Annotated in this window: 17 protein-coding genes and 2 pseudogenes; 13 read left to right on the forward strand and 6 right to left on the reverse strand. The window is 57.6% G+C overall.

What is annotated here, in order from left to right:
- Positions 1-6: 6 nt before the first annotated feature.
- Together yiiM and sodA are read right to left on the reverse strand one after the other, a co-directional pair.
- Entirely contained in the window at positions 7-681 is a 675-nt protein-coding gene (gene yiiM, locus O1724_RS22790; RefSeq protein ID WP_479983910.1) for a 6-hydroxyaminopurine reductase, read from the reverse strand.
- Positions 682-747: 66 nt separating this feature from the next.
- A complete protein-coding gene (gene sodA, locus O1724_RS22795; RefSeq protein ID WP_003861999.1) occupies positions 748-1,368 on the reverse strand; it encodes a superoxide dismutase [Mn] in 621 nt (206 codons plus the stop codon).
- Positions 1,369-1,656: 288 nt separating this feature from the next.
- Here sodA and rhaT point away from each other — a divergent pair, with 288 nt between their 5' ends.
- A complete protein-coding gene (gene rhaT, locus O1724_RS22800; RefSeq protein WP_003861997.1) occupies positions 1,657-2,691 on the forward strand; it encodes an L-rhamnose/proton symporter RhaT in 1,035 nt (344 codons plus the stop codon).
- On the opposite strand, the gene rhaR is transcribed toward rhaT, so the two are convergent.
- Both rhaR and rhaS (O1724_RS22810) read right to left on the reverse strand, forming a co-directional pair.
- Positions 2,692-3,540 (reverse strand): HTH-type transcriptional activator RhaR, encoded by an 849-nt coding sequence (gene rhaR, locus O1724_RS22805; RefSeq protein ID WP_003861996.1) that lies wholly within the window; start codon positions 3,538-3,540, stop codon positions 2,692-2,694. It lies immediately after the preceding gene.
- A 73-nt stretch (positions 3,541-3,613) separates the two neighbouring features.
- Positions 3,614-4,450: an HTH-type transcriptional activator RhaS gene (gene rhaS / locus O1724_RS22810; RefSeq protein ID WP_126297312.1), complete on the reverse strand. Its 837-nt coding sequence runs from the start codon at positions 4,448-4,450 to the stop codon at positions 3,614-3,616.
- 301 nt (positions 4,451-4,751) lie between these two features.
- Between rhaS (O1724_RS22810) and rhaB the strand changes: the two are divergent.
- The 12 genes and pseudogenes from rhaB (at position 4,752) to O1724_RS22870 (ending at position 17,786) form a co-directional block, all read left to right on the forward strand.
- Positions 4,752-6,221: pseudogene (gene rhaB / locus O1724_RS22815) on the forward strand (rhamnulokinase).
- A pseudogene (gene rhaA, locus O1724_RS22820) lies at positions 6,218-7,475 on the forward strand (L-rhamnose isomerase). Before rhaB ends, rhaA begins: the two co-directional pseudogenes overlap by 4 nt.
- A 96-nt stretch (positions 7,476-7,571) precedes the next feature.
- On the forward strand, positions 7,572-8,402 hold the full coding sequence (gene rhaD / locus O1724_RS22825) for a rhamnulose-1-phosphate aldolase (protein WP_126297313.1): 831 nt from the start codon (positions 7,572-7,574) through the stop codon (positions 8,400-8,402).
- Positions 8,403-8,484: 82 nt separating this feature from the next.
- Positions 8,485-9,471, forward strand: coding sequence for a rhamnose ABC transporter substrate-binding protein (gene rhaS, locus O1724_RS22830; protein ID WP_003861987.1), 987 nt, complete (start codon positions 8,485-8,487; stop codon positions 9,469-9,471).
- Positions 9,472-9,546: 75 nt separating this feature from the next.
- A complete protein-coding gene (locus O1724_RS22835; RefSeq protein ID WP_023315046.1) occupies positions 9,547-11,049 on the forward strand; it encodes a sugar ABC transporter ATP-binding protein in 1,503 nt (500 codons plus the stop codon).
- Entirely contained in the window at positions 11,050-12,054 is a 1,005-nt protein-coding gene (locus O1724_RS22840) for an ABC transporter permease (RefSeq protein WP_022652071.1), read from the forward strand. It begins immediately after the preceding gene.
- A complete protein-coding gene (locus O1724_RS22845; RefSeq protein ID WP_003861982.1) occupies positions 12,051-13,055 on the forward strand; it encodes an ABC transporter permease in 1,005 nt (334 codons plus the stop codon). Before O1724_RS22840 ends, O1724_RS22845 begins: the two co-directional genes overlap by 4 nt.
- A gap of 97 nt (positions 13,056-13,152) precedes the next feature.
- Positions 13,153-14,301 (forward strand): lactaldehyde reductase, encoded by a 1,149-nt coding sequence (gene fucO / locus O1724_RS22850; RefSeq protein WP_003861980.1) that lies wholly within the window; start codon positions 13,153-13,155, stop codon positions 14,299-14,301.
- A complete protein-coding gene (gene rhaM, locus O1724_RS22855; RefSeq protein WP_003861978.1) occupies positions 14,298-14,612 on the forward strand; it encodes an L-rhamnose mutarotase in 315 nt (104 codons plus the stop codon). The genes fucO and rhaM overlap by 4 nt, the downstream gene beginning before the upstream one ends.
- 355 nt (positions 14,613-14,967) lie before the next feature.
- The gene (locus O1724_RS22860; RefSeq protein ID WP_063944854.1) at positions 14,968-15,480 is read left to right on the forward strand and encodes a DUF3304 domain-containing protein; all 513 of its coding nucleotides are present in this window, start codon (positions 14,968-14,970) and stop codon (positions 15,478-15,480) included.
- Positions 15,480-15,998 carry a DUF3304 domain-containing protein gene (locus tag O1724_RS22865; RefSeq protein ID WP_063855752.1) on the forward strand — a complete coding sequence of 173 codons (519 nt, stop codon included), beginning with the start codon at positions 15,480-15,482 and terminating at the stop codon, positions 15,996-15,998. The genes O1724_RS22860 and O1724_RS22865 overlap by 1 nt, the downstream gene beginning before the upstream one ends.
- 3 nt (positions 15,999-16,001) lie before the next feature.
- Positions 16,002-17,786, forward strand: a complete 1,785-nt coding sequence (locus O1724_RS22870) for a DUF2235 domain-containing protein (protein WP_126297315.1) — start codon at positions 16,002-16,004, stop codon at positions 17,784-17,786.
- A gap of 33 nt (positions 17,787-17,819) precedes the next feature.
- Here O1724_RS22870 and O1724_RS22875 read toward each other — a convergent pair whose 3' ends face one another.
- Entirely contained in the window at positions 17,820-19,085 is a 1,266-nt protein-coding gene (locus O1724_RS22875; RefSeq protein WP_126297316.1) for an MFS transporter, read from the reverse strand.
- 44 nt (positions 19,086-19,129) lie between these two features.
- On the reverse strand, positions 19,130-21,253 hold the full coding sequence (locus tag O1724_RS22880; RefSeq protein ID WP_063855755.1) for an alpha-galactosidase: 2,124 nt from the start codon (positions 21,251-21,253) through the stop codon (positions 19,130-19,132).
- Between the last annotated feature and the right edge of the window lie 17 nt (positions 21,254-21,270).

Raw genomic sequence — 21,270 nt, forward strand, 5'->3', positions numbered from 1 at the left:
CGGGAACTATTTCCCCCATAATCTCCGCGAACTGCTCTCGATCTTGCCGCTTATCCGCCGCTTCTGCATCGTTCTGGTCCAGCTGGTGGATAATCCCGCCGCTGACAGCAGACGGTGATACTGATCGTCATCAAACGGCATATGCCAGGCAATTGCGCAGGCCTCGTACACCGACACCACACTCAAACGCGAAGCCAGCTCAAGCGGCGCATCCGCCGAAACCTGTCCCGCCTGCACAACGCGATACAGCCAGCCGGTTTTACCCGCGTTTTGCAACTGGGCCGACATATCCTGAATGCCGAAATGGTAATTAAGCTTAAAGCACGGTGAGCGCGGCTGGGTGACCTGAATCAAAGCATCGCCCCAGCGGTAAATATCGCCGATAAAGACGTTCTTCTCCGTCAGCCCCTCCGTTGAGAGATTTTCGCCAAACGCGGGGGCGACGAAGAGGTCAGCCTGTTCAGGAAATTCGGTTTTCCAGTGCTGATAGTGCTCGCGCGGATAGTGGCACAGCGCGCGATCGGGCCCGCCGTGGATTTTCTTTTCAGCCTGCTGGTCACCCGCAAGCCCGAGATCGGTCAACGTCAGCTCACCGTCGACCTGCACTTTGGCGATGGCACTCGGGCGGCTGCCTTCGTACTCCCTTACCTTGCCTGTAAACACATTCACCGGGTAATGCATCTCCACTCCTTCAGATACAAAAAAAGCGAGTCATCAGACTCGCTTCTCACAGGCGTCAATGCAACCTTATTTTTTAGCGGCGAAACGCGCTGCTGCTTCGTCCCAGTTCACCACGTCCCAGAAGGCTTTGATGTAGTCAGGGCGACGGTTCTGGAACTTCAGGTAGTAAGCGTGTTCCCACACGTCCAGACCCAGAATTGGGAAGCCGGATGCGCCAGAGATAGCTTCACCCATCAGCGGGGAGTCCTGGTTAGCGGTAGAAACGACCGCCAGTTTGTCACCTTTCAGGACCAGCCACGCCCAGCCAGAGCCGAAACGGGTTGCAGCGGCTTTTTCGAATTCCGCTTTGAAGTTGTCAACGGAACCGAAGTCACGCTCGATAGCCGCTTTCAGGTCGCCCTGAAGGGTGGTGCCGGTTTTCAGGCCTTTCCAGAACAGGCTGTGGTTAGCGTGACCGCCCGCGTTGTTGCGCAGCACGGTTTTCTTGTCTGCCGGCAGCTGGTCCAGTTTGGTGATCAGCTCTTCAACAGGCAGATTAGCGAACTCTGGCAGGCTTTCCAGCGCAGCATTCGCGTTGTTCACGTAGGTCTGGTGGTGTTTAGTGTGATGGATTTCCATCGTCTGCTTGTCGAAATGCGGTTCCAGTGCGTCGTAGGCATACGGCAGGGATGGCAGTGTATAACTCATAATCCTCTCCATTATTGTCGGGCGGCACAGCTGTTAATGCCGCGTAAGCAGTTGGTTCATTATAGTTAATTAAATGATATTGAAAATGATTATCAATGCCGTAGTTTTTATAAGGTTATTCGGTTTTTGATAAATGACAAAATTGTGAGTCTGCTCACGTGTTTAACGTGCTGATTGCCATCCTGAACAAAAGTGCGGCAACCTTCTGAAGGTTCCCAAACCGCCTCATTTTTACACTCATCAAGTCGGCGGGAAGCCTCCGGCTATAAAAACGATGAGGATGTAAAAATGAATCATGCGATTACGATGGGTATCTTCTGGCATTTGATAGGCGCGGCCAGTGCAGCCTGTTTCTATGCCCCGTTTAAAAAGGTGAAAGGCTGGTCATGGGAAACCATGTGGTCCGTTGGCGGTACCGTGTCCTGGCTGATTTTGCCGTGGACAATCAGCGCCATGCTGCTGCCCGATTTCTGGGGCTACTTCTCCTCCTTCAACGCCTCCACCCTGCTGCCGGTATTCCTGTTCGGCGCGATGTGGGGCATCGGTAATATCAACTACGGCCTCACCATGCGCTACCTCGGCATGTCGATGGGGATTGGCATCGCGATTGGCATAACGTTGATTGTTGGCACCCTGATGACGCCAATCCTCAACGGCAACTTCGATGTGCTGATCAACACCCAGGGAGGGCGAATGACCCTGCTGGGCGTGCTGGTGGCGGTGATCGGCGTGGGCATCGTCACCCGCGCGGGCCAGCTGAAAGAACGCAAGATGGGCATCAAAGCCGAAGAGTTCAACCTGAAGAAAGGGCTGCTGCTGGCGGTGATGTGCGGCATCTTCTCGGCGGGCATGTCGTTCGCCATGAATGCCGCCAAACCGATGCACGACGCCGCTGCGGCGCTGGGCGTCGATCCGCTGTACGTTGCCCTGCCAAGCTACGTGGTGATCATGGGCGGCGGCGCGCTGGTAAACCTCGGCTTCTGCTTTATTCGTCTGGCAAAAGTGAACAACCTGTCGGTAAAAGCCGACTTCTCGCTGGCAAAACCGCTGATCGTCACCAACGTCCTGCTCTCCGCCCTTGGCGGCCTGATGTGGTATCTGCAATTCTTCTTCTACGCCTGGGGTCACGCCAGTATTCCGGCGCAGTATGACTACATGAGCTGGATGCTGCACATGAGCTTCTACGTGCTGTGCGGCGGGCTGGTTGGGCTGGTGCTGAAAGAGTGGAACAACGCCGGGCGTCGTCCGGTTGGCGTGCTGAGCCTGGGCTGCGTGGTGATTATCATTGCGGCCAATATCGTCGGCCTCGGCATGGCGAACTGATTACGCTGCCTTTCGACTGCGATGACGCCACTGAACCGGCGTCATCCCCACCTCACGGTTAAACACCACCGAGAAGTAGTTACTGTCCTCAAAGCCGCAGCGCATCGCCACTTCACTCACCATCAGCTCCGTATGCTGTAACAGGTACTGGGCGTGGCAGATGCGCAGCTGGCGCAGATAGTGGTTTACCGTCATCCCCGTCTGGGTGCGGAACTGCTGGCGCAGCGCGCGCTCGCTGCACTGCTCCTGCTCGCAGAATTTTTCCAGCACGAAACTCTTGTTCAGACTGCCCGCAAGCCGGGTGATGAGCTTATCCAGCAACGCTTCCTGCATGGTGGCAGAGGGATTATCCGTAGCGTAACGATGGCGCTTCAGGGTCATCACCAGCTGGGCGAAAAGCAGCTCCGACATCTGGTTTGCCACCGGATCGCTCTTCTGGCTCTCCTGCTCCAGCTGGGAAATCGTCTGGCGCACCTGAGCCATGCCGTTGCTGCTTAAGCGCCAGTGCGGTTCGCCTCTGGCATCATGAAAACCGGGGATATTGCCCGCCCAGTCGACATTCAGTTTAAGTCTGTCGGGGCAATAGATGACGTTCTGCAACACCAGATCGTTAACCGAGGCGTAGGAGTGTTTGTCTTCAGCGCGGATGTAGAACAGGTCTCCGCGCGTGATGCGGTAGGGACGGTCGTTGAGGACGTGCAGGCCATTGCCCCGCCACACCAGCACCAGCTCGCAAAACTCGTGGGTGTGCTCGGCGAAGACGTTTTGCGGGTAGCGGTCGGCCACCGCGACGGCCTGACTCGCGGAGGCAAAAAAATCATCTTTGCGAAGAATGAGCTGAGCAGCCACACCACAACCTCTACGGCGAATAACCGGACATTATTAGCCTTTTTGCAGCAAAAAAACGGTGACTGCCCTCGCGTTACTGAAGCAACGCGTCTTTCCCCTGACGAATATCGCGCGGCGACCAGCTAAACTCCCGGCGAAACAGCGTCGAAAAGTGGTTACTGTCGCCGAAACCGCAGCGATAGGCGATATCGGTGACGCTTTCGTCGGTATGACGTAAAAGGTGACGCGCTTTGATCAGGCTCAGACGGTTAAGGTAACGCTGCGGCGTCAGGCCGGTATGCTGCTTGAGCTGACGATGCAGCGTGCGCAGCGAGAGCGAAAAGTCATCCGCCAGCGTTTCCCAGCAGACATCTTCGGCGAAATGATATTCCAGCCATGCCATCAGCTGATTCAGGCGCGCGTCGTTATTTTCCAGCCCTTCCACCAGGCTGCTGCGCCGCAGCAGCACCAGCAGCTGCATAAACAGCAGCTCGCGGGTAGCAATGGCGTGCGTCTCCTGTCCATCCTCGCTCTGCTCCATCTGGCTCACCAGCTGACGCACCTGCTGCAACGTGGACTGATTCACCCGCCAGTGCGACGGATAATGGCCGTCCTTCTCCTGCGGCAACAGCTGATTCAGCCCGGAAAGAAACTGGAACGCATCCGGAGAACGATAGAGCACATTGGTCAGGCACAGGTTGTCGGTATGTTCATACAGGTGCCTGTCGTGATCGCGCACGAAGCACACCGTACCGCCGCTGATGGTATACGGCTGACCGTTAAACACGTGGATGCCCGTTCCGTGCTCAACAATCACAATTTCATGAAAATCATGATGATGCTCCGGGAACGCAGCCTGAGGCAGCCGTGGCTCAATCGCGACCGGCGAAGCCCCCGTAGGAAAAAAATCGACGCTGTGCAGTACGGTCATAACGGCCCCCACCAATGAGAAAAGTTCTCAAAATAGTAATTAAGGCCTTTCACGCTCACCTTAAATTTTTGACAGCAAACCGCGCAAAAGCTGTCGGTTTTTCAAGAAACAGGCGGAAAGATCGGGAAATGCGGTCAGCGTCACACTGCCTGCAAACCCCGCCATTACTGGAAACTGTGAACTCCCTCACGTTCATCTTTGCTTTCTTGCCAGCGCGAGATTTGGGCTGTCAGTGGCGAGAAGGTGGCTATTTCTTCCCTTTCTTACACTCCTCGCTAATGACTTAAGAAAGGACCCGACCATGACTTTTCGCCATTGTGTGGCTGTCGATTTAGGCGCATCCAGCGGCCGTGTAATGCTCGCCACCTGGGACTGCGACCTGCACACCCTTACGCTTCGCGAAATGCACCGTTTCGCCAATTGTCTGCAAAAACAGGACGGTTTTGTTACCTGGGATATCGACGCCCTGGAAGCAGAGATCCGCACCGGACTTCACAACGTCTGCGAAGACGGTATTCGCATCGACAGTATCGGCATTGATACCTGGGGTGTGGATTACGTACTGCTGGACCGTCACGGCGAACGCGTCGGCCTGCCCGTCTCCTACCGCGACAGCCGCACCGATGGGCTAATGGCGCACGCCATCGCCCAGCTTGGCAAGGAGAACATCTATGGTCGCAGCGGCATTCAGTTTCTGCCGTTTAACACGCTGTATCAGCTGCGCGCGCTGGTTGAGCAACAGCCAGAGCTGGTCGAAAAGGTGGCGCATGCGCTGCTGATCCCGGACTACTTAAGCTACCGTCTGACCGGCAACATGAACTGGGAATACACCAACGCCACCACCACGCAGTTGGTCAACATCAACACCGATAACTGGGATGAACATCTGCTGGCCTGGACGGGCGCCTCGCCGTCCTGGTTTGGCGCGCCAACCCATCCGGGCAATGTGATCGGCCACTGGCTTTGCCCGCAGGGGAATAAAATCCCCGTTGTCGCCGTCGCCAGCCACGACACCGCGAGCGCGGTCATTGCCTCGCCGCTCGCCGGCTAAGATGCGGCCTACCTCTCATCCGGCACCTGGTCGCTGATGGGCTTTGAGAGCAAAACGCCCTACACCAGCGATGCCGCGCTGGCCGCGAACATCACCAACGAAGGCGGTGCCGAAGGGCGCTACCGGGTGCTGAAGAACATCATGGGCCTGTGGCTGCTCCAGCGGGTGCTGAAAGAGCAGAACATCACCGACCTGCCCGAGCTTATCGCCGAAACCGAAACGCTGAAGGCCTGTACCTTCCTGATTAACCCGAACGATGACCGCTTTATCAACCCGGCGCACATGAGCGCCGAAATCCAGGCCGCCTGTTTTGAAGCGGGGCAGCCGGTACCTTCCCGCCCCGCCGAGCTGGCACGCTGCATTTTTGACAGTCTCGCCCTGCTGTATGCCGACATCCTGAGCGAGCTGGCTGACCTTCGCGGCAAACCGTTCACACAACTGCATATCGTGGGCGGCGGCTGCCAGAACCAACTGCTGAACCAGCTCTGCGCGGATGCATGCGGCATTACCGTGGTGGCAGGTCCGATTGAAGCCTCCACGCTCGGCAATATCGGCATTCAGCTGATGACCCTGGACGAACTGTCCAACGTCGACGATTTCCGTTCGGTGGTGACGGCGAATAACAGCCTGACCACCTTCACCCCCCATCCCTGCCATGAAATTGCCCGCTACCGGGCGCAGTTTCAGCAAAAACGACTGACTAAGGAGCTTTGCGCATGACCACTCAACTTGAACAAGCCTGGGACCTGGCTAAACAGCGTTTCGCCGCTGTCGGCGTGGATGTCGAAGAGGCGCTGCGCCAGCTCGATCGCCTGCCCGTCTCCATGCACTGCTGGCAGGGTGATGATGTCGCCGGTTTCGAGAACCCGGGCGGTTCCCTGACGGGGGGTATTCAGGCCACGGGTAACTATCCTGGCAAAGCGCGCAACGCCACCGAACTGCGTGCGGATCTGGAGCTGGCGCTGAGCCTGATCCCCGGGCCAAAGCGCCTGAACCTGCACGCCATTTATCTCGAATCCGATGAGCCGGTCGCGCGTAACGAAATCAAACCGGAACACTTTACGAACTGGGTGGCGTGGGCGAAAGCCAACCGGCTGGGTCTGGATTTTAACCCGTCCTGCTTCTCGCACCCGCTGAGCGCGGACGGGTTTACCCTTGCGCATGCCAACGATGAAATCCGCCAGTTCTGGATCGACCATGTCAAAGCCAGCCGCCGCGTCTCGGCTTATTTTGGCGAGCAGCTTGGCACGCCATCGGTAATGAATATCTGGATCCCGGACGGCATGAAGGACATCACCGTAGACCGACTGGCCCCGCGTCAGCGCCTGCTGGCCGCGCTGGATGAAGCCATCAGCGAGAAGCTGGACCCGGCGCACCACATCGACGCCGTCGAGAGCAAGCTGTTCGGCATTGGCGCAGAGAGCTACACCGTGGGCTCAAACGAGTTCTACATGGGTTATGCCACCAGCCGCCAGACCGCGCTGTGCCTGGATGCTGGCCACTTCCACCCAACGGAAGTCAACTCCGACAAGATCTCCGCCGCCATGCTCTACGTGCCGCGCCTGCTGCTGCACGTCAGCCGCCCGGTGCGCTGGGACAGCGACCACGTGGTGCTGCTGGATGACGAAACCCAGGCCATTGCCAGCGAAATCATCCGCCACAACCTTTGACCGCGTACATATCGGCCTCGACTTCTTCGACGCCTCCATCAACCGCATCGCGGCGTGGGTTATCGGCACCCGTAACATGAAGAAAGCCCTGCTGCGCGCGCTGCTGGAGCCTGTCGCCGCCCTGAAACAGCTGGAAGAAAACGGCGACTACACCGCGCGCCTGGCGCTGCTGGAAGAGCAGAAATCCCTGCCGTGGCAGGCGGTGTGGGAGATGTACTGCCAGCGTCACGATGCACCTGCGGGCAGCCAGTGGCTGGATAACGTGCGGGCGTATGAGAAAGAGGTTCTTGCCGCTCGTCAGTAAAAAACATCGCCCGGCGGCGCGTTGCTTTCCGGGCCTACAGATAAGACCAGGCCGGGTAAGCGTAACGCCACCCGGCATTTTCAAAGGAACTACAGTATGCAGACCATCACCACCTCCTGGTTCGTCCAGGGCATGATCAAAGCCACCTCCGACGCCTGGCTGAAGGGCTGGGATGAGCGCAACGGCGGCAACCTGACGCTACGCCTGGACGACGCGGATATCGAGCCATTTGCCTCCGATTTCCACCAGAAGCCGCGCTATATCGCCCTGAGCCAGCCGATGCCGCTGCTCGCCAACACGCCGTTTATCGTCACCGGTTCCGGGAAGTTTTTCCGCAACGTACAGCTGGACCCGGAAGCCAACCTCGGCGTGGTGAAGGTGGACAGCGACGGCGCGGGTTACCACATTCTCTGGGGACTGACGGACGACGCGGTACCCACATCCGAACTGCCGGCGCACTTCCTCTCCCACTGCGAGCGCATTAAGGCGACCAATGGCAAGGACCGCGTAATCATGCACTGCCACGCCACCAACCTGATCGCCCTGACCTACGTGCTGGAAAATAATTCTGATTTCTTCACCCGCAAACTGTGGGAAGGCAGCACCGAGTGTCTGGTGGTGTTCCCGGACGGCGTCGGCATTCTGCCGTGGATGGTGCCGGGTACCGACGAAATCGGCCAGGCGACCGCGACGGACATGCAGAAGCACTCACTGGTGCTGTGGCCGTTCCACGGCGTCTTCGGCAGCGGCCCGACACTGGATGAAACCTTCGGCCTGATCGACACCGCCGAGAAATCCGCGGAGGTGCTGGTGAAGGTCTATTCCATGGGCGACATGAAGCAGACCATCACCCGGGAAGAGCTGATTGCCCTGGGCAAACGCTTTGGCGTCACCCCGATGCAGTCGGCGTTAGATCTGTACCAATAACAACATCGCGCCCCGCTCACCGAGACGGGGCGAAAACCACCTGCAATCCCTACAACTAACTCAAGTCAGTGGAGTAAAAGCAATGAAAATAAAAGCAAGCTTGATCCTCACCGTTGCCGCTCTGGCGTTGTCCGGTTCCGCTTTAGCAGAAGTGAAAATCGCCCTGGTGGCGAAGTCCTTAGGGAATGGATTCTTCGAGGCAGCGAACGTCGGCGCGCAGGAGGCGGCCAAAGAGTTAGGCGATGTAAAAGTGATTTATACCGGCCCGACCACCACCACGGCGGAAGCGCAGATCGAGGTGCTGAACGGGCTGATCGCCCAGGGCGTGGATGCGATCGCAATTTCCGCGAACGATCCGGACGCCGTCGTGCCGGTGCTGAAAAAAGCGATGCAGCGCGGCATTAAGGTTGTGTCGTGGGATTCCGGGGTGGCGAAAGCCGGGCGTCAGATCCATCTCAACCCGTCCAATAACGCCCTGATTGGCGAAACCAACGTCAAGCTCGCCGCCGATGCCCTGAAAGCGCTGAACGTGGAGAAGGGCGAAGTAGCGGTGCTGAGCGCCACGCCAACCTCCACCAACCAGAACACCTGGATTGCGGAGATGAAAAAGGTGCTGCCGAAGTACCCGTCCGTCAATCTGGTGACCGTGGCCTACGGAGACGATCTCTCTGACAAAAGCTACCGCGAAGCGGTCGGCCTGCTGAAAACCTACCCGGAGCTGAAAGTCATCGTCTCGCCGTCGTCCGTGGGCATTGTGGCTGCCGCGCAGGCGGTGAAGGACCAGGGCAAGATTGGCAAAGTGTACGTCACCGGTTTAGGCCTGCCGTCTGAGATGGCGGGCGCGGTGAAATCCGGCGCGAGCAAGAGCTTTGCCATCTGGAACCCGATTGACCTGGGCTATGCCGCGACTTACTTAGCGGACGATCTGGTGAAAGGCACGGCCACGAAAGGTGAGGCCAGCATGGGCAAACTGGGCAAAGTGAAGCTGGATGCGGACGGCAACGGCGCGATGGCCGAGCCGTTCGTCTACGATGCCAGCAATATTGATAAGTTCTCGAAAATCTTTTGATCCTTTCCCCCCTCACCCTAGCCCTCTCCCAAAGGGAGAGGGTCGGGGTGAGGGTGAACCAAACGGAGAACTATCATGACCCCATTGCTACAGCTTTCTGGCATCACCAAGGTGTTCCCCGGCGTACGTGCTCTTGAGAACGTGCAGCTTGCGCTGTGGCCCGGCAAAGTGACGGCGCTTATCGGCGAAAACGGCGCGGGCAAGTCGACGCTGGTCAAAGTGATGACCGGCATATACCAGCCCGACGAGGGCGAAATTCTCTACAAGGCGATCCCCGTTCACCTTCCAACGCCGGAGTCGGCGCATAAAATGGGTATCACCGCCATACACCAGGAAACCGTCCTGTTTGATGAACTCTCGGTCACCGAAAATATCTTTGTTGGTCAGTACCTTCACAAAGGCTTCCTGAAAAAGCTCGACTGGCCGGAAATGCACCGCCGGGCGCAGGCTATTCTCGCCCGCCTTGAGGTGCAAATCGACCCGCGCGCAACGCTGAAAACCCTAAGCATCGCCCAGCGTCACATGGTGGCGATTGCCCGCGCGCTGTCGTTTGAGGCGCAGGTGGTGATCCTCGACGAACCCACGGCGGCGTTGTCGCAGCATGAAATCCTCGAGTTTTACCAGATTGTGGAGCGCTTAAAGCAGGAGGGAAAAGCCATCCTGTTTATCTCCCACAAGTTCGACGAGATTTTTGAGCTGGCCGATCACTACACCATTTTGCGCGACGGCGTGTTCGTCGGTGCAGGGGCAATAAATGAGATCACCGAGGAGCGGATGGTGTCGATGATGGTCGGGCGCGCCATTACCCAAACCTTCCCGAAAATCGACTGCGAAAAAGGCGAGACGGTGCTGGAGGTGAAAAACCTCTGCCATCCGACCGAGTTTGCGCATATCTCGTTCTCCCTGCGTAAAGGGGAAATCCTCGGCTTTTACGGGCTGGTGGGTGCCGGGCGTACCGAATTGATGCAGGCGCTTTCCGGCGTCACGCGGCCATCGTCCGGGGAAATTATCCTCAACGGACAGCCCCGGCGCTTCCGCCAGCCTGCGGATGCGATCAAAGCCGGTATTGTCTGCGTGCCGGAAGAAAGGCAGAAACAGGGGGCGATTATCGCCCTGCCGATTGCCCAGAACATCAGCCTGCCTCAGCTTAGCACGCTCAATCCGAACGGCGTGCTGCATGACGACCGTGAATGGAAACTGGCGAACGAGTACGCCAAACGCCTGCAAGTGAAAGCCTTCAGCTGGAAGCAGGCGGTGGAGACCCTCTCTGGCGGCAACCAGCAAAAGGTGGTGATCGGCAAATGGCTGGCGACGCACCCTGACGTGATCATCCTCGATGAGCCAACAAAAGGCATCGATATCGGCTCAAAGGCAGCCGTTCATCAGTTTATGTCCGAGCTGGTCAGTCAGGGGCTGGCGGTGATTATGGTCTCGTCCGAACTACCGGAAGTGATGGGCATGGCGGATCGCATTATCGTCATGCACGAGGGGCTGATGGTGGCCGAATACCAGGCGGGAGACGCGACGGCGGAAACCATCGTCAGCGCCGCCAGCGGTGCAAAACAGGAGGCGGCATAAATGCTTAGCTCACTCTTAAAACACCGCGAAGCCCTGCTGGGCGCGGTGATTATCCTGATGATCGTCGCCATTGGCAGCCGCGTGCCATCGTTTATCGCGCCGGGCAACCTGGTGGAGATGTTTAACGACACCGCCATTCTGATCGTCCTCGCGCTCGGGCAGATGATGGTGCTGCTCACTAAAGGCATCGACCTGTCGATGGCGGCCAATCTGGCCCTGACCGGGATGATTGTCGCCCTGATTAACTTCCATTACCCGGACGTGCCCGTCTGGGCGCTGCTGATCCTCGCCAGCGCGCTTGGGCTGCTGATGGGCGCGATAAACGGCCTGCTTGTGTGGAAGCTGGGCATTCCGGCGATTGTGGTAACACTCGGCACCATGAGCATCTACCGCGGAATGATCTTTTTGCTCTCCGGCGGCGGCTGGGTGAACTCCAACCAGATGGGTGCAGACTTCCTCGGCCTGCCGCGTGCGTCAGTGCTGGGCCTGCCGGTGCTGAGCTGGTGCGCCATCGCCGTACTGCTGCTGGTGGGCTACTTCCTGCGCTACAGCCGCACCGGACGGGCGCTCTACACCGCAGGCGGTAACGCCACGGCAGCGTACTACACCGGGATCAACGCCGGGAAAATGCAGTTCATCAGCTTCTGCCTTTCCGGTCTGCTGGCCGGGTTCTGCGGCTACCTGTGGATATCGCGCTTTGCCGTTGCGTATGTTGACGTCGCTAACGGTTTTGAATTGCAGGTGGTGGCAGCCTGCGTGATTGGCGGGATCAGCACCATGGGCGGCACCGGCCGCGTGCTCGGCTGTCTGTTCGGGGCGCTGTTCCTTGGCGTCATCAACAACGCCCTGCCGGTGATCGGCGTCTCCCCGTTCTGGCAGATGGCGATTTCCGGCTCGGTCATTGTCATCGCTGTGCTGCTGAACGAGCGCGGCAACAAGCGCAAAGGCAGGCTGATCCTGCGCGACGCGGCGCTGGCACGTCAGAAACTGGCGGTGAAACCATGAGTAAAATGATGACATCTGAAGAGTTCAAACCCACTTCTGCGCCGGGCATCTTCCAGCGTCTGCTGTGCTGGGAGGGCTTCCTGCTGGCGGTGACGCTGGCGGTATTTGTGGTGAACGCGCTCGCCTCGCCCTACTTCCTCAATATCTGGAACCTCTCCGACGCGACGTTCAACTTCACGGAAAAAGCGATCATTGTGTTGCCGATGGCGATGCTGATTATCGCCCGGGAAATTGACCTGTCGGTGGCCTCCACCATCGCGCTCAGCTCGACGGTGATGGGCTTTTGCGCGGCGGCGGGCGTCGATACGCCACTGCTGGTGTGCGTGGGATTAGGCGTCGGGCTACTGTGCGGGTTGTTCAACGGCATTCTGGTGACGCGCTTTAACCTGTCGTCCATCGTCATCACCATCGGCACCATGAGCCTGTACCGCGGGATCACCTACATCCTGCTCGGGGACCAGGCGCTGAACAGCTACCCGGAGAGCTTTGCCTGGTTCGGCCAGGGCTACGTCTGGGGCGCGTTGTCGTTTGAGTTCGCGCTGTTTATCGTCCTGGCCGCTCTGTTTGCCTTTGTGCTGCACCGTACCAACTTTGGCCGCCGCACCTACGCCATCGGCAACAACCCGACCGGCGCGTGGTACTCCGGCATCAACGTGAAGCGCCACAACCTGATCCTCTTCGCGCTGGTGGGGCTGATGTCCGGCCTGGCGTCGGTGCTGCTCACCTCGCGTCTGGGCAGCACCCGTCCGACCATCGCGATGGGCTGGGAGCTGGCGGTGGTGACGATGGCGGTGCTCGGCGGCGTCAACATTCTCGGCGGGTCCGGCAGCATGGTGGGCGTGATTATCGCCGCCTTCCTGATGGGGCTGGTGACCTTCGGCCTGAGCCTGCTCAACGTGCCCGGCATTGTGATGTCGGTGATTATCGGCGCGATGCTTATCGTGGTGATTTCGCTGCCGATTATTACCCGCCGGATTATGCAGCGAAGACGGATCTCATAGCCGGGTGGAGCTGCGTTTACCCGGCCTGCTTAACCGTAGGCCCGCGCAAGCGCAGCGCCGCCGGGCATAAAATTCACAGTAATTAAGGAGAATTATCATGAGCTTTATGTTGGCACTCCCCAAAATCAGCCTGCACGGCGCGGGCGCGATCGGCGATATGGTCAATCTGGTGGCAAACAAACAGTGGGGAAAAGCGCTGATTGTCACCGACGGTCAGCTGGTGAAGCTGGGCCTGCTCGACAGTTTGTTTTCCGCGCTCGACGCCCATCAGATGTCGTATCACCTGTTCGATGAGGTATTCCCGAATCCGACGGAAGCGCTGGTGCAAAAAGGCTATGCGGCATATCAGGATGCGGAGTGTGATTACCTGATTGCCTTTGGCGGCGGCAGCCCGATTGATACCGCCAAGGCAATCAAAATCCTCACCGCCAACCCCGGTCCGTCAACCGATTACTCCGGCGTCGGCAAAGTGAAAAACGCGGGCGTGCCGCTGGTGGCGATCAACACCACCGCAGGCACGGCGGCGGAGATGACCAGCAACGCGGTGATCATTGACGCCGCACGACAGGTGAAAGAGGTGATCATCGACCCGAACATCATCCCGGATATCGCCGTGGACGATGCCAGCGTGATGCTCGATATTCCGGCCTCCGTGACCGCCGCAACCGGCATGGATGCCTTGACTCACGCCATTGAAGCTTACGTGTCCGTCGGCGCGCACCCGCTGACCGATGCCAACGCACTGGAGGCGATTCGCCTGATCAACCTCTGGCTGCCGAAAGCGGTCGACGACGGTCACAACCTGGAAGCGCGCGAGCAGATGGCTTTTGGTCAGTATCTGGCGGGCATGGCGTTTAACAGCGCCGGTCTGGGGCTGGTGCATGCCCTGGCGCACCAGCCGGGCGCGACGCACAACCTGCCGCACGGCGTGTGCAACGCCATTCTGCTGCCGATCATCGAAAACTTTAACCGCCCGAACGCGGTTGCCCGATTTGCCCGCGTGGCGCAGGCGATGGGCGTTGACACGCGCGGCATGAGCGATGAAGCGGCCAGCATGTCAGCCATTCAGGCGATTCGCGACCTGAGCGCCCGGGTCGGCATTCCGTCCGGATTTAGCCAGCTCGGCGTGACCAAAGCCGATATTGAAGGCTGGCTGGATAAAGCTCTCGCCGACCCGTGCGCGCCGTGTAACCCGCGCACCGCCAGCCGCGATGAGGTCCGCGAGCTGTACCTGGAGGCTTTATGATCCGCAAAGCGTTTGTGATGCAGGTAAACCCGGACGCGCACGAGGAGTACGCACGTCGCCACAACCCGATCTGGCCTGAGCTGGAGGCGGTACTGAAAGCCCACGGTGCGCACCACTACGCCATTTACCTCGACAAAGCCCGCAACCTGCTGTTTGCGACGGTGGAGATTGAATCGGAGGAACGCTGGAACGCGGTAGCGAATACCGACGTCTGCCAGCGCTGGTGGAAGCATATGGGTGACGTTATGCCGTCGAACCCGGATAACAGCCCGGTGAGTGCGGAGCTGGAAGAGGTGTTTTACCTGGACTGATGAATACTCCCCCTGGAGACCGCTCTACGGGGAGGCATTTTTCAGAATTAGACATGCATTTCATCCGTTTACAGCATCTCTTCTTCATGTAACCATCCTGATTAACCTTAAGATAAGTCAGGTTTTAATGATGGATTACTGGCGAAAGCATTTCAACGGACAACCTCGCGTGACTAAATTATCCGATCACGTCAGATTCTCCGCATTTTGTGGCAGGGTAACCCTGCCACTTGCCTTTAGATGAACCATACATTTTTCCGGGCTGCCCCATTACAGGGTGGTACTGAGTTAGCGTATGACACTGCTTTACGACTTCTTGATTAACAACCCCCAACATCATGGATGAATGCACAGAATGGGATTTTTCAGTGTGTATAAAAAAATAGACGGCGCGGTTAACCGGGGTTATGCCCGCTGGGGAAAATGGCTCTGGGGAACACTTATACTGCCGGTGGTGGTTTATCTTGGCTGGTCGGTGTGGGCTGCGGTCTGGGGACCACCGTCAGGGCCGGTAACGCTGATTATTCACAGTGAAATTGACAGACCTATCCTGGGGTTTAGCGTAAATGGCGTGGCGGGGGCGAATGCCTTTGCGCAAGGGGGGGGAGGGGCAACCTGCTGTGGGAATATTAGCGGGGATAAGGCTGAAATAATCTGGACGCTGGATATTACTCATGAACAATATCTTAAAGGTATGCGTCTCGAAACTCGTCGCACAGAAATGCCTATGCCAGTACGGAAGCAGGGCGAAAATGATTTACACGTTCATTTCCTCCCGGGCGATAAAGTCCTGTTGGGATGGAGTGATAACGCATGGTCGCCTTATGAAACGCATCAGGAGAATGCTAATAACAGGGAAACAGAATAATGGGATGGTTCGGTAAATATCAAAATATAGACAGCGCCGTGAATCGCGGTTATGCCCGCTGGGGAAAATGGCTCTGGGGAGCACTGATACTGCCGGTGGTGATTTATCTTGGCTGGTCGGTATGGGCTGCGGTCTGGGGACCACCGTCAGGGCCGGTAACGCTGATTATTCACAGTGAAATTGACAGGCCAATAAGAGAGTTTAGCGTAAACGGCGTGGCGGGGGCAAATGCATTTGCTTATGGTGGCGGTGGAGCAACCTGCTGCGGCAGCATAAGCGGGGACAAGGCAGAAATTATCTGGACTGTAGATTACACACTTGCGCAATACAAGGCGGGGGTGCGATCAGAAGTCCACAAAAAAATATTGCCCATGCCGCAACGTCAGTGGGGAGAAAATTACCTTCATACCTATTTCCTGCCTGAAGAAAACGTCCGGTTATGGTGGAGTACCGGTTTTAATCATCCTGATTCTCGCGATATTAAAGACCAAACCTCAGAATTAAAAAAGGATAAATAATATATGGATATTGAAAGCCTTATCGCCGCGGCAAATCGGGCCCAGCAGGCAGAAGATGCTGGTTTAGGGAACTGTTCGCGGATATGGCATGTTGGCTTCTTCTTTGACGGTATTCACAGGAATATAGAACAGGACGCAGCAGAACGTCGACTTAGCAATATTGCTCGTTTGTTTCGTGCATTTCCTGATGATGCGCAAAAAACAAGTAAAGAGTACTACTCAAAGTTTTACATTTCTGGCCTGGGTACCCCTTTCCATGAAACCATTGCTGAAAAGCTTCACACCATCATGGATGGCGGCCTGGACAGCATAACGGATAATTTAAAAGATCAGCCCGGTGAAATGGCCAAAGAATCGGGTGTGGATTTTTTAAAAGGCAACAGCTGGTACGAGATTTTAAAACATCAGGGTAAGAAACTCCTTAACCCTGTGGAATGGAAATATCTGGCCTTCGACACTGCAAAAAATGCGGCCAAAAAAGTCAGTATCGAAGCCACCCCCTGGCTGCGCGATAACCCCACAATAGCGGATATGCTGGTGACTGGCGCCGATACCCGTATTGTATCGACCAAAATAACGTTTGAAGAGGGATACAAAGAAGCCGTTAAAAAAAGCCCGGTCCCCGTTAAACTCATTTCTGTCTCCCTTTTCGGTTTTGACCTCGGCGCTACCCTGGCACGTAAATTCCTGGACAGTCTGCTGAAAGATATCTGTAAGAAAGAGGGGGATAAATACACCTACCAGGGCATACCCGTCGATATCGTCTTTACCGGCCTGTTTGACTGCTCGCGACGCACGTCGGCCAGCAACAACAACGGCGTGGATTACTTTATCTCTGCGTTTGGCGGGCCGATAAAAGGGATTAGCGTGTTGCTGGGAGACAAGTCCATCGACCAGGATACCCCCTTGCCTGAGTCGGTAAAGAAAAGCCTGCATCTGGTTGCCGCCCATGAAACCCGCGTCTGGCGCTGCCTGTACCGCACCGGCAATAACCCGGCGCACAAGGAAGAACTCTATCCCGGATGCGCGGAGGATATCGGCGGGGGCCTGAAACCTGACGAACAGAAGCCCAGTGCGGAGCTTTGTCGCGTGGCGCTCCACAGGATGTACCGTGAGGCGGCCATGGCGGGCGTGCCTTTCCCTGATTTTCAGTCGTTAAATGAAAGCAACCCTGTTGTTGCCGAGTATTTCATCGTCCAGGACAACGTCAAAAACCAGTCCGTCCTGCAGTGGGCAGAGGCGTACCAGAGCGCACTACCCTTTACTTCATTAAGCACCGCATGCCAGAACCGTCATCTGGACAGCTATATCGACTGGCTGGGCCGTCAGTACTATCAGTACCGCACGGAATGCATGAAATATGAAAAACATCGCGGGGATACGCTGGCCGCAGCTGGCGCATCGGCAGGGTTTGCTGGCATCACGCAGGAGGCGAAAGAGACCGCCGGGCAGTACGCCAGTGAACTGGCCGTATTGCAGCAAAACTGGGGCTGGCTTGATGACGTCAAGGATGCCGCCATAAGAATGCGAAACAGTATGGAACAGGACCCCAGGGACAAACGCAGGGATATCGTTCCAAACGTATATGGACCAGCGCTGTGGCGTGCGAAGCGGTTTCTGGAATACTTCCACGCGGCAAATCTCGGTAAGCCCCGGCCATTACCCCTGGATACCGCACCGCCAGAAATATACGCATGGTTCGTTCACGATCTGCAGACGGTCGACAAAGGGGCGGGTATTTCGCAGGACTTTTTTGCGATCCGCTCAATGGAGATGCCTGAAGCCTAAGTCATGCTGCCGCATTCGCGGCAGCACCCTTCCCTAATTCACCTCCACCGCGCCCCTGCTAGCAGCAATCTCCCGCCTGCCACTCAGCGTAAACGCCGACACCACCGTGATCGCCAGCACGAAACAGCCCAGTATCAGATACGTCTCCTGGAAGCCGACCCGGTCATACATATTTCCGGCAAAGGCGGAGAGGAAGATCGCCGCCGACTGTTTGGCAAACTGGAAGCCAATCAGGTAGATGGTGGCCGACAGGCGCGTATCAAACACCCCGGTGATGTACTTGAATGCCCCCACCAGCAGGAACGGGACTTCCAGCGCGTGCAGCATCTTCAGGGCAATCACCTCCACGGCGGTGGTGGCAAACGACGATCCGATAATGCGCGTCGCCATGATCACCCCGGCAATCAGCAGCGTGTTTTTCGCACCGATGCGGTTAATGATCCACGGCGAGCAGAACATGATGATCGCGTTACAGATTTCCCCCGCTGTGGTGGCGAAACCAAAGGCGCGGGTCCCCTCCTGCGGCGTGGCGAAGAAGGTTTTGAAGAAGGTAGCAAACTGCTGGTCGAAGACGTCATATACGCAGGCCACGCCAATCACGTACAGGATGAACATCCACATTCTGCGCTGGCGGAACAGGTTGAACACGGTTTTAGCAGTGATCTGCCGCTGGTTCGCGCCCAGGGCGTTCATGACCTGCGCCGTCTGGTTGGGCTTCGGTTTCGCGACCACCAGCAGCAGCATCAGCAACAGCGCCGCCGCCGATCCCATCCAGAAAACATACGACGGATCGATGCCGAACAGGATGCCGCCCGTTGAGGCGCACAGCCCCCAGCCGAGACAGCCGAACATGCGCGCCTTGCCGTACTCAAAAAAGCTGTTGCGGCTCACACGTTCAATGTAGGCCTCAATCGCCCCCGAACCCGCTGAGAAGACAAAGCCGATATACAACCCACCGCTCAGCGCCCCCAGCCAGATATTGGTTTTCAGCAGCGGGGCGAAGACGTACAGGAAGAACGGCGCGAACAGGAACAGCAGCACCGAAATGATCCAAAGCAAATGTTTTTTCAGCCCCAGCTTGTCCGAAATGACCCCCAGCACCGGCTGGAAGGCAATGGCCGACAGCGAGATGCAGGAGAAAACAATCCCCGTATGGGTTTTGTTCAGGCCGATGATGTCCGACAGCCAGATCGGCAGGAACGGAAAACAGGTGGCCATGATGAAGAAGTAGAGAAAGAAGAACAGCCCGAAGATCCAGAAGTTAGGGTTGTCTTTGTGGGTACAGGTTGTTGTGTTCATTATTTTTATCCTCAACGGAGGGCCGGTTGCCCGGCCCGTCACCCTTACACGCGTTCCACACCAATCAGAATGGTGGTTTCCGGATCCAGAATCGGCAGCGCAATACCCGCCTGCATCAGCCATTCACCGCTTACCGTTTGCGGCGCGTCCATCCACGCCGGCAGCTTGCGCATGGTGTGCCCGCCCTCGCCCGTAATCTGAATGTTCGGGTGATCGAGCAGCGTGATGCGGTACTGCGCGCTGGCGTCTAACCCCGGCATGCGCAGCGGCATCATCAGGGTGTAATCCGCCATCGCGAGCTGGCTGACCAAAAACAGCCCCTGCGTCTTGTCTTCGCTCACTATACCCTGCGCCAGGGTGGTGGCGTCCGGCATATCCACGCGCCACTGGGTGCCGTGATGAATGACCTCGCGCCACCGCTTATACAGCGCGGCGTAATGTCGATAGCCTTCACGCTCCTGCGCGACGACGGTGAGCGGATCCAGCTCCAGCCCCATGTGACCAAACAGCGCCGTCAGCCCGCGGAACTGAATGCTGTGCTGGCGGAAGGTAGCGTGACACTTATGATGACCTATATGCGCCCCCATCACCTCCGGCGGGAAGAAGTAGCTCATGCCGCGCTGGATAGTGTTGCGCTCCAGCGCGTCGTTATTGTCGGACGCCCAGAAGCGGTGGCAGCGGGTCAGCACTTCATAATCGATTCGCCCGCCGCCGGAGGAGCAGGATTCAAACTCAATGTGCGGGAAACGCTCGCCCAGCACGTCCAGCAGGCGATAAAACTGGCGCGTCTGGGCATCGGCGGCGGCTTTGCCCTTGTGCCCTGGCTGCACCAGCTCGCGGTTCATGTCCCATTTCACGTAGTCGACCGCGTGTTCACCCAGCAGCCAGCTCATGCGCTCGACCAGATAATCAAAGGCCTGAGGAATATTAAGATTGAGCACCAGCTGATGTCGCCCGGTCGCCTGGGCGTAGCCCGGCAGCGCCAGCACCCAGTCAGGGTGCGCGCGGTACAGATCGGAATCCGGGTTAATCATCTCCGGCTCAACCCAGATACCAAACTCCATGCCGAGCTGTTTAACGTGATCGATCACCGGCTTAAGGCCGTTCGGGTATTTTTTCTCGTCCAGATACCAGTCGCCCAGCGCGGCGTGGTCGTCGTTGCGGCCTTTGAACCAGCCGTCGTCAATGATAAAGCGCTCCACGCCCAGCGCTGCGGCCTCGTCGGCCATGCGCATGATGTAGTCCGGATCGTGGTCGAAGTAGATCCCCTCCCAGGTGTTGAGATGCACCGGGCGCGGTTTATCTTCCGGGAAGCGGATAACGTTATCGCGCAGGTAGCGGTGGAACTGCTGGCTCATGCCGTTCAGCCCGTGCGGGGAGTGGCTGGCATACAGGCGCGGCGTCCAGAGCGTTTCCCCCTCTTCAATCGCCATTTCACCCGGCAGGTAGAGCGCTTCGGCCTGCATATAGCGGCGGCCATCGGTTTTCGCCTCTGCGCGCAGGCGATGGTTGCCGCTCCAGCCCAGATGCACACCCCAGACGTGGCCGTGCATTTCACTGAATGACGGCGTACCTGAAATCAGTGCCGGGAAATGTTCGTGGGAGGTTTTACCCCGGCGGTTTTCAATCACGAAGCTGTCGTGCTCAAGCGTAACGCGGTGCGGCTGAAACTCCCTGATCCAGCGTCCGTGGAAGGCCATCACCTCCTGCGCGCGTTCGGCCACCGGCAGCGTCACGGCAAAGCGATCCACCTGCCACGCCAGCGTTTTCAGGTTGGTTAACCCATGGCGCACCACCAGTACGCCGCTGGCATCCAGCGCTATTTCACTGGTCAGGCGCAAGCCTGCATGCTCGTCTTCAGCAGTGATTGTCAGGGCGTTTAACGCCTGCTGCACCTGCGTGGTTTTAAATACCGGCGATCCGTCCAGCCCCTGGCGATGCCCCTCAATGCCCGGCGAGCCAAACAGCCCATGCCCCAGCTCTGCCATCAGCGTGACGGGGGAGTCGACGTCCAGCCTGCCGTTAGCAACCGGGCGCGCGATACTCAGGACATCCTGCGGCGAGAAGTGCTGAAGGTGCGGCCCCCAGTAGAGAATTTCGGCGAACGGGTGGGTTTTTAGCACCACGTCAACCGTATTGCTTTCAAGTCGAAAAATGGCATCTTGCATCGGACATCTCCTGTCAT

The organism is Enterobacter cloacae complex sp. HYC074_NIDB (assembly GCF_056673345.1).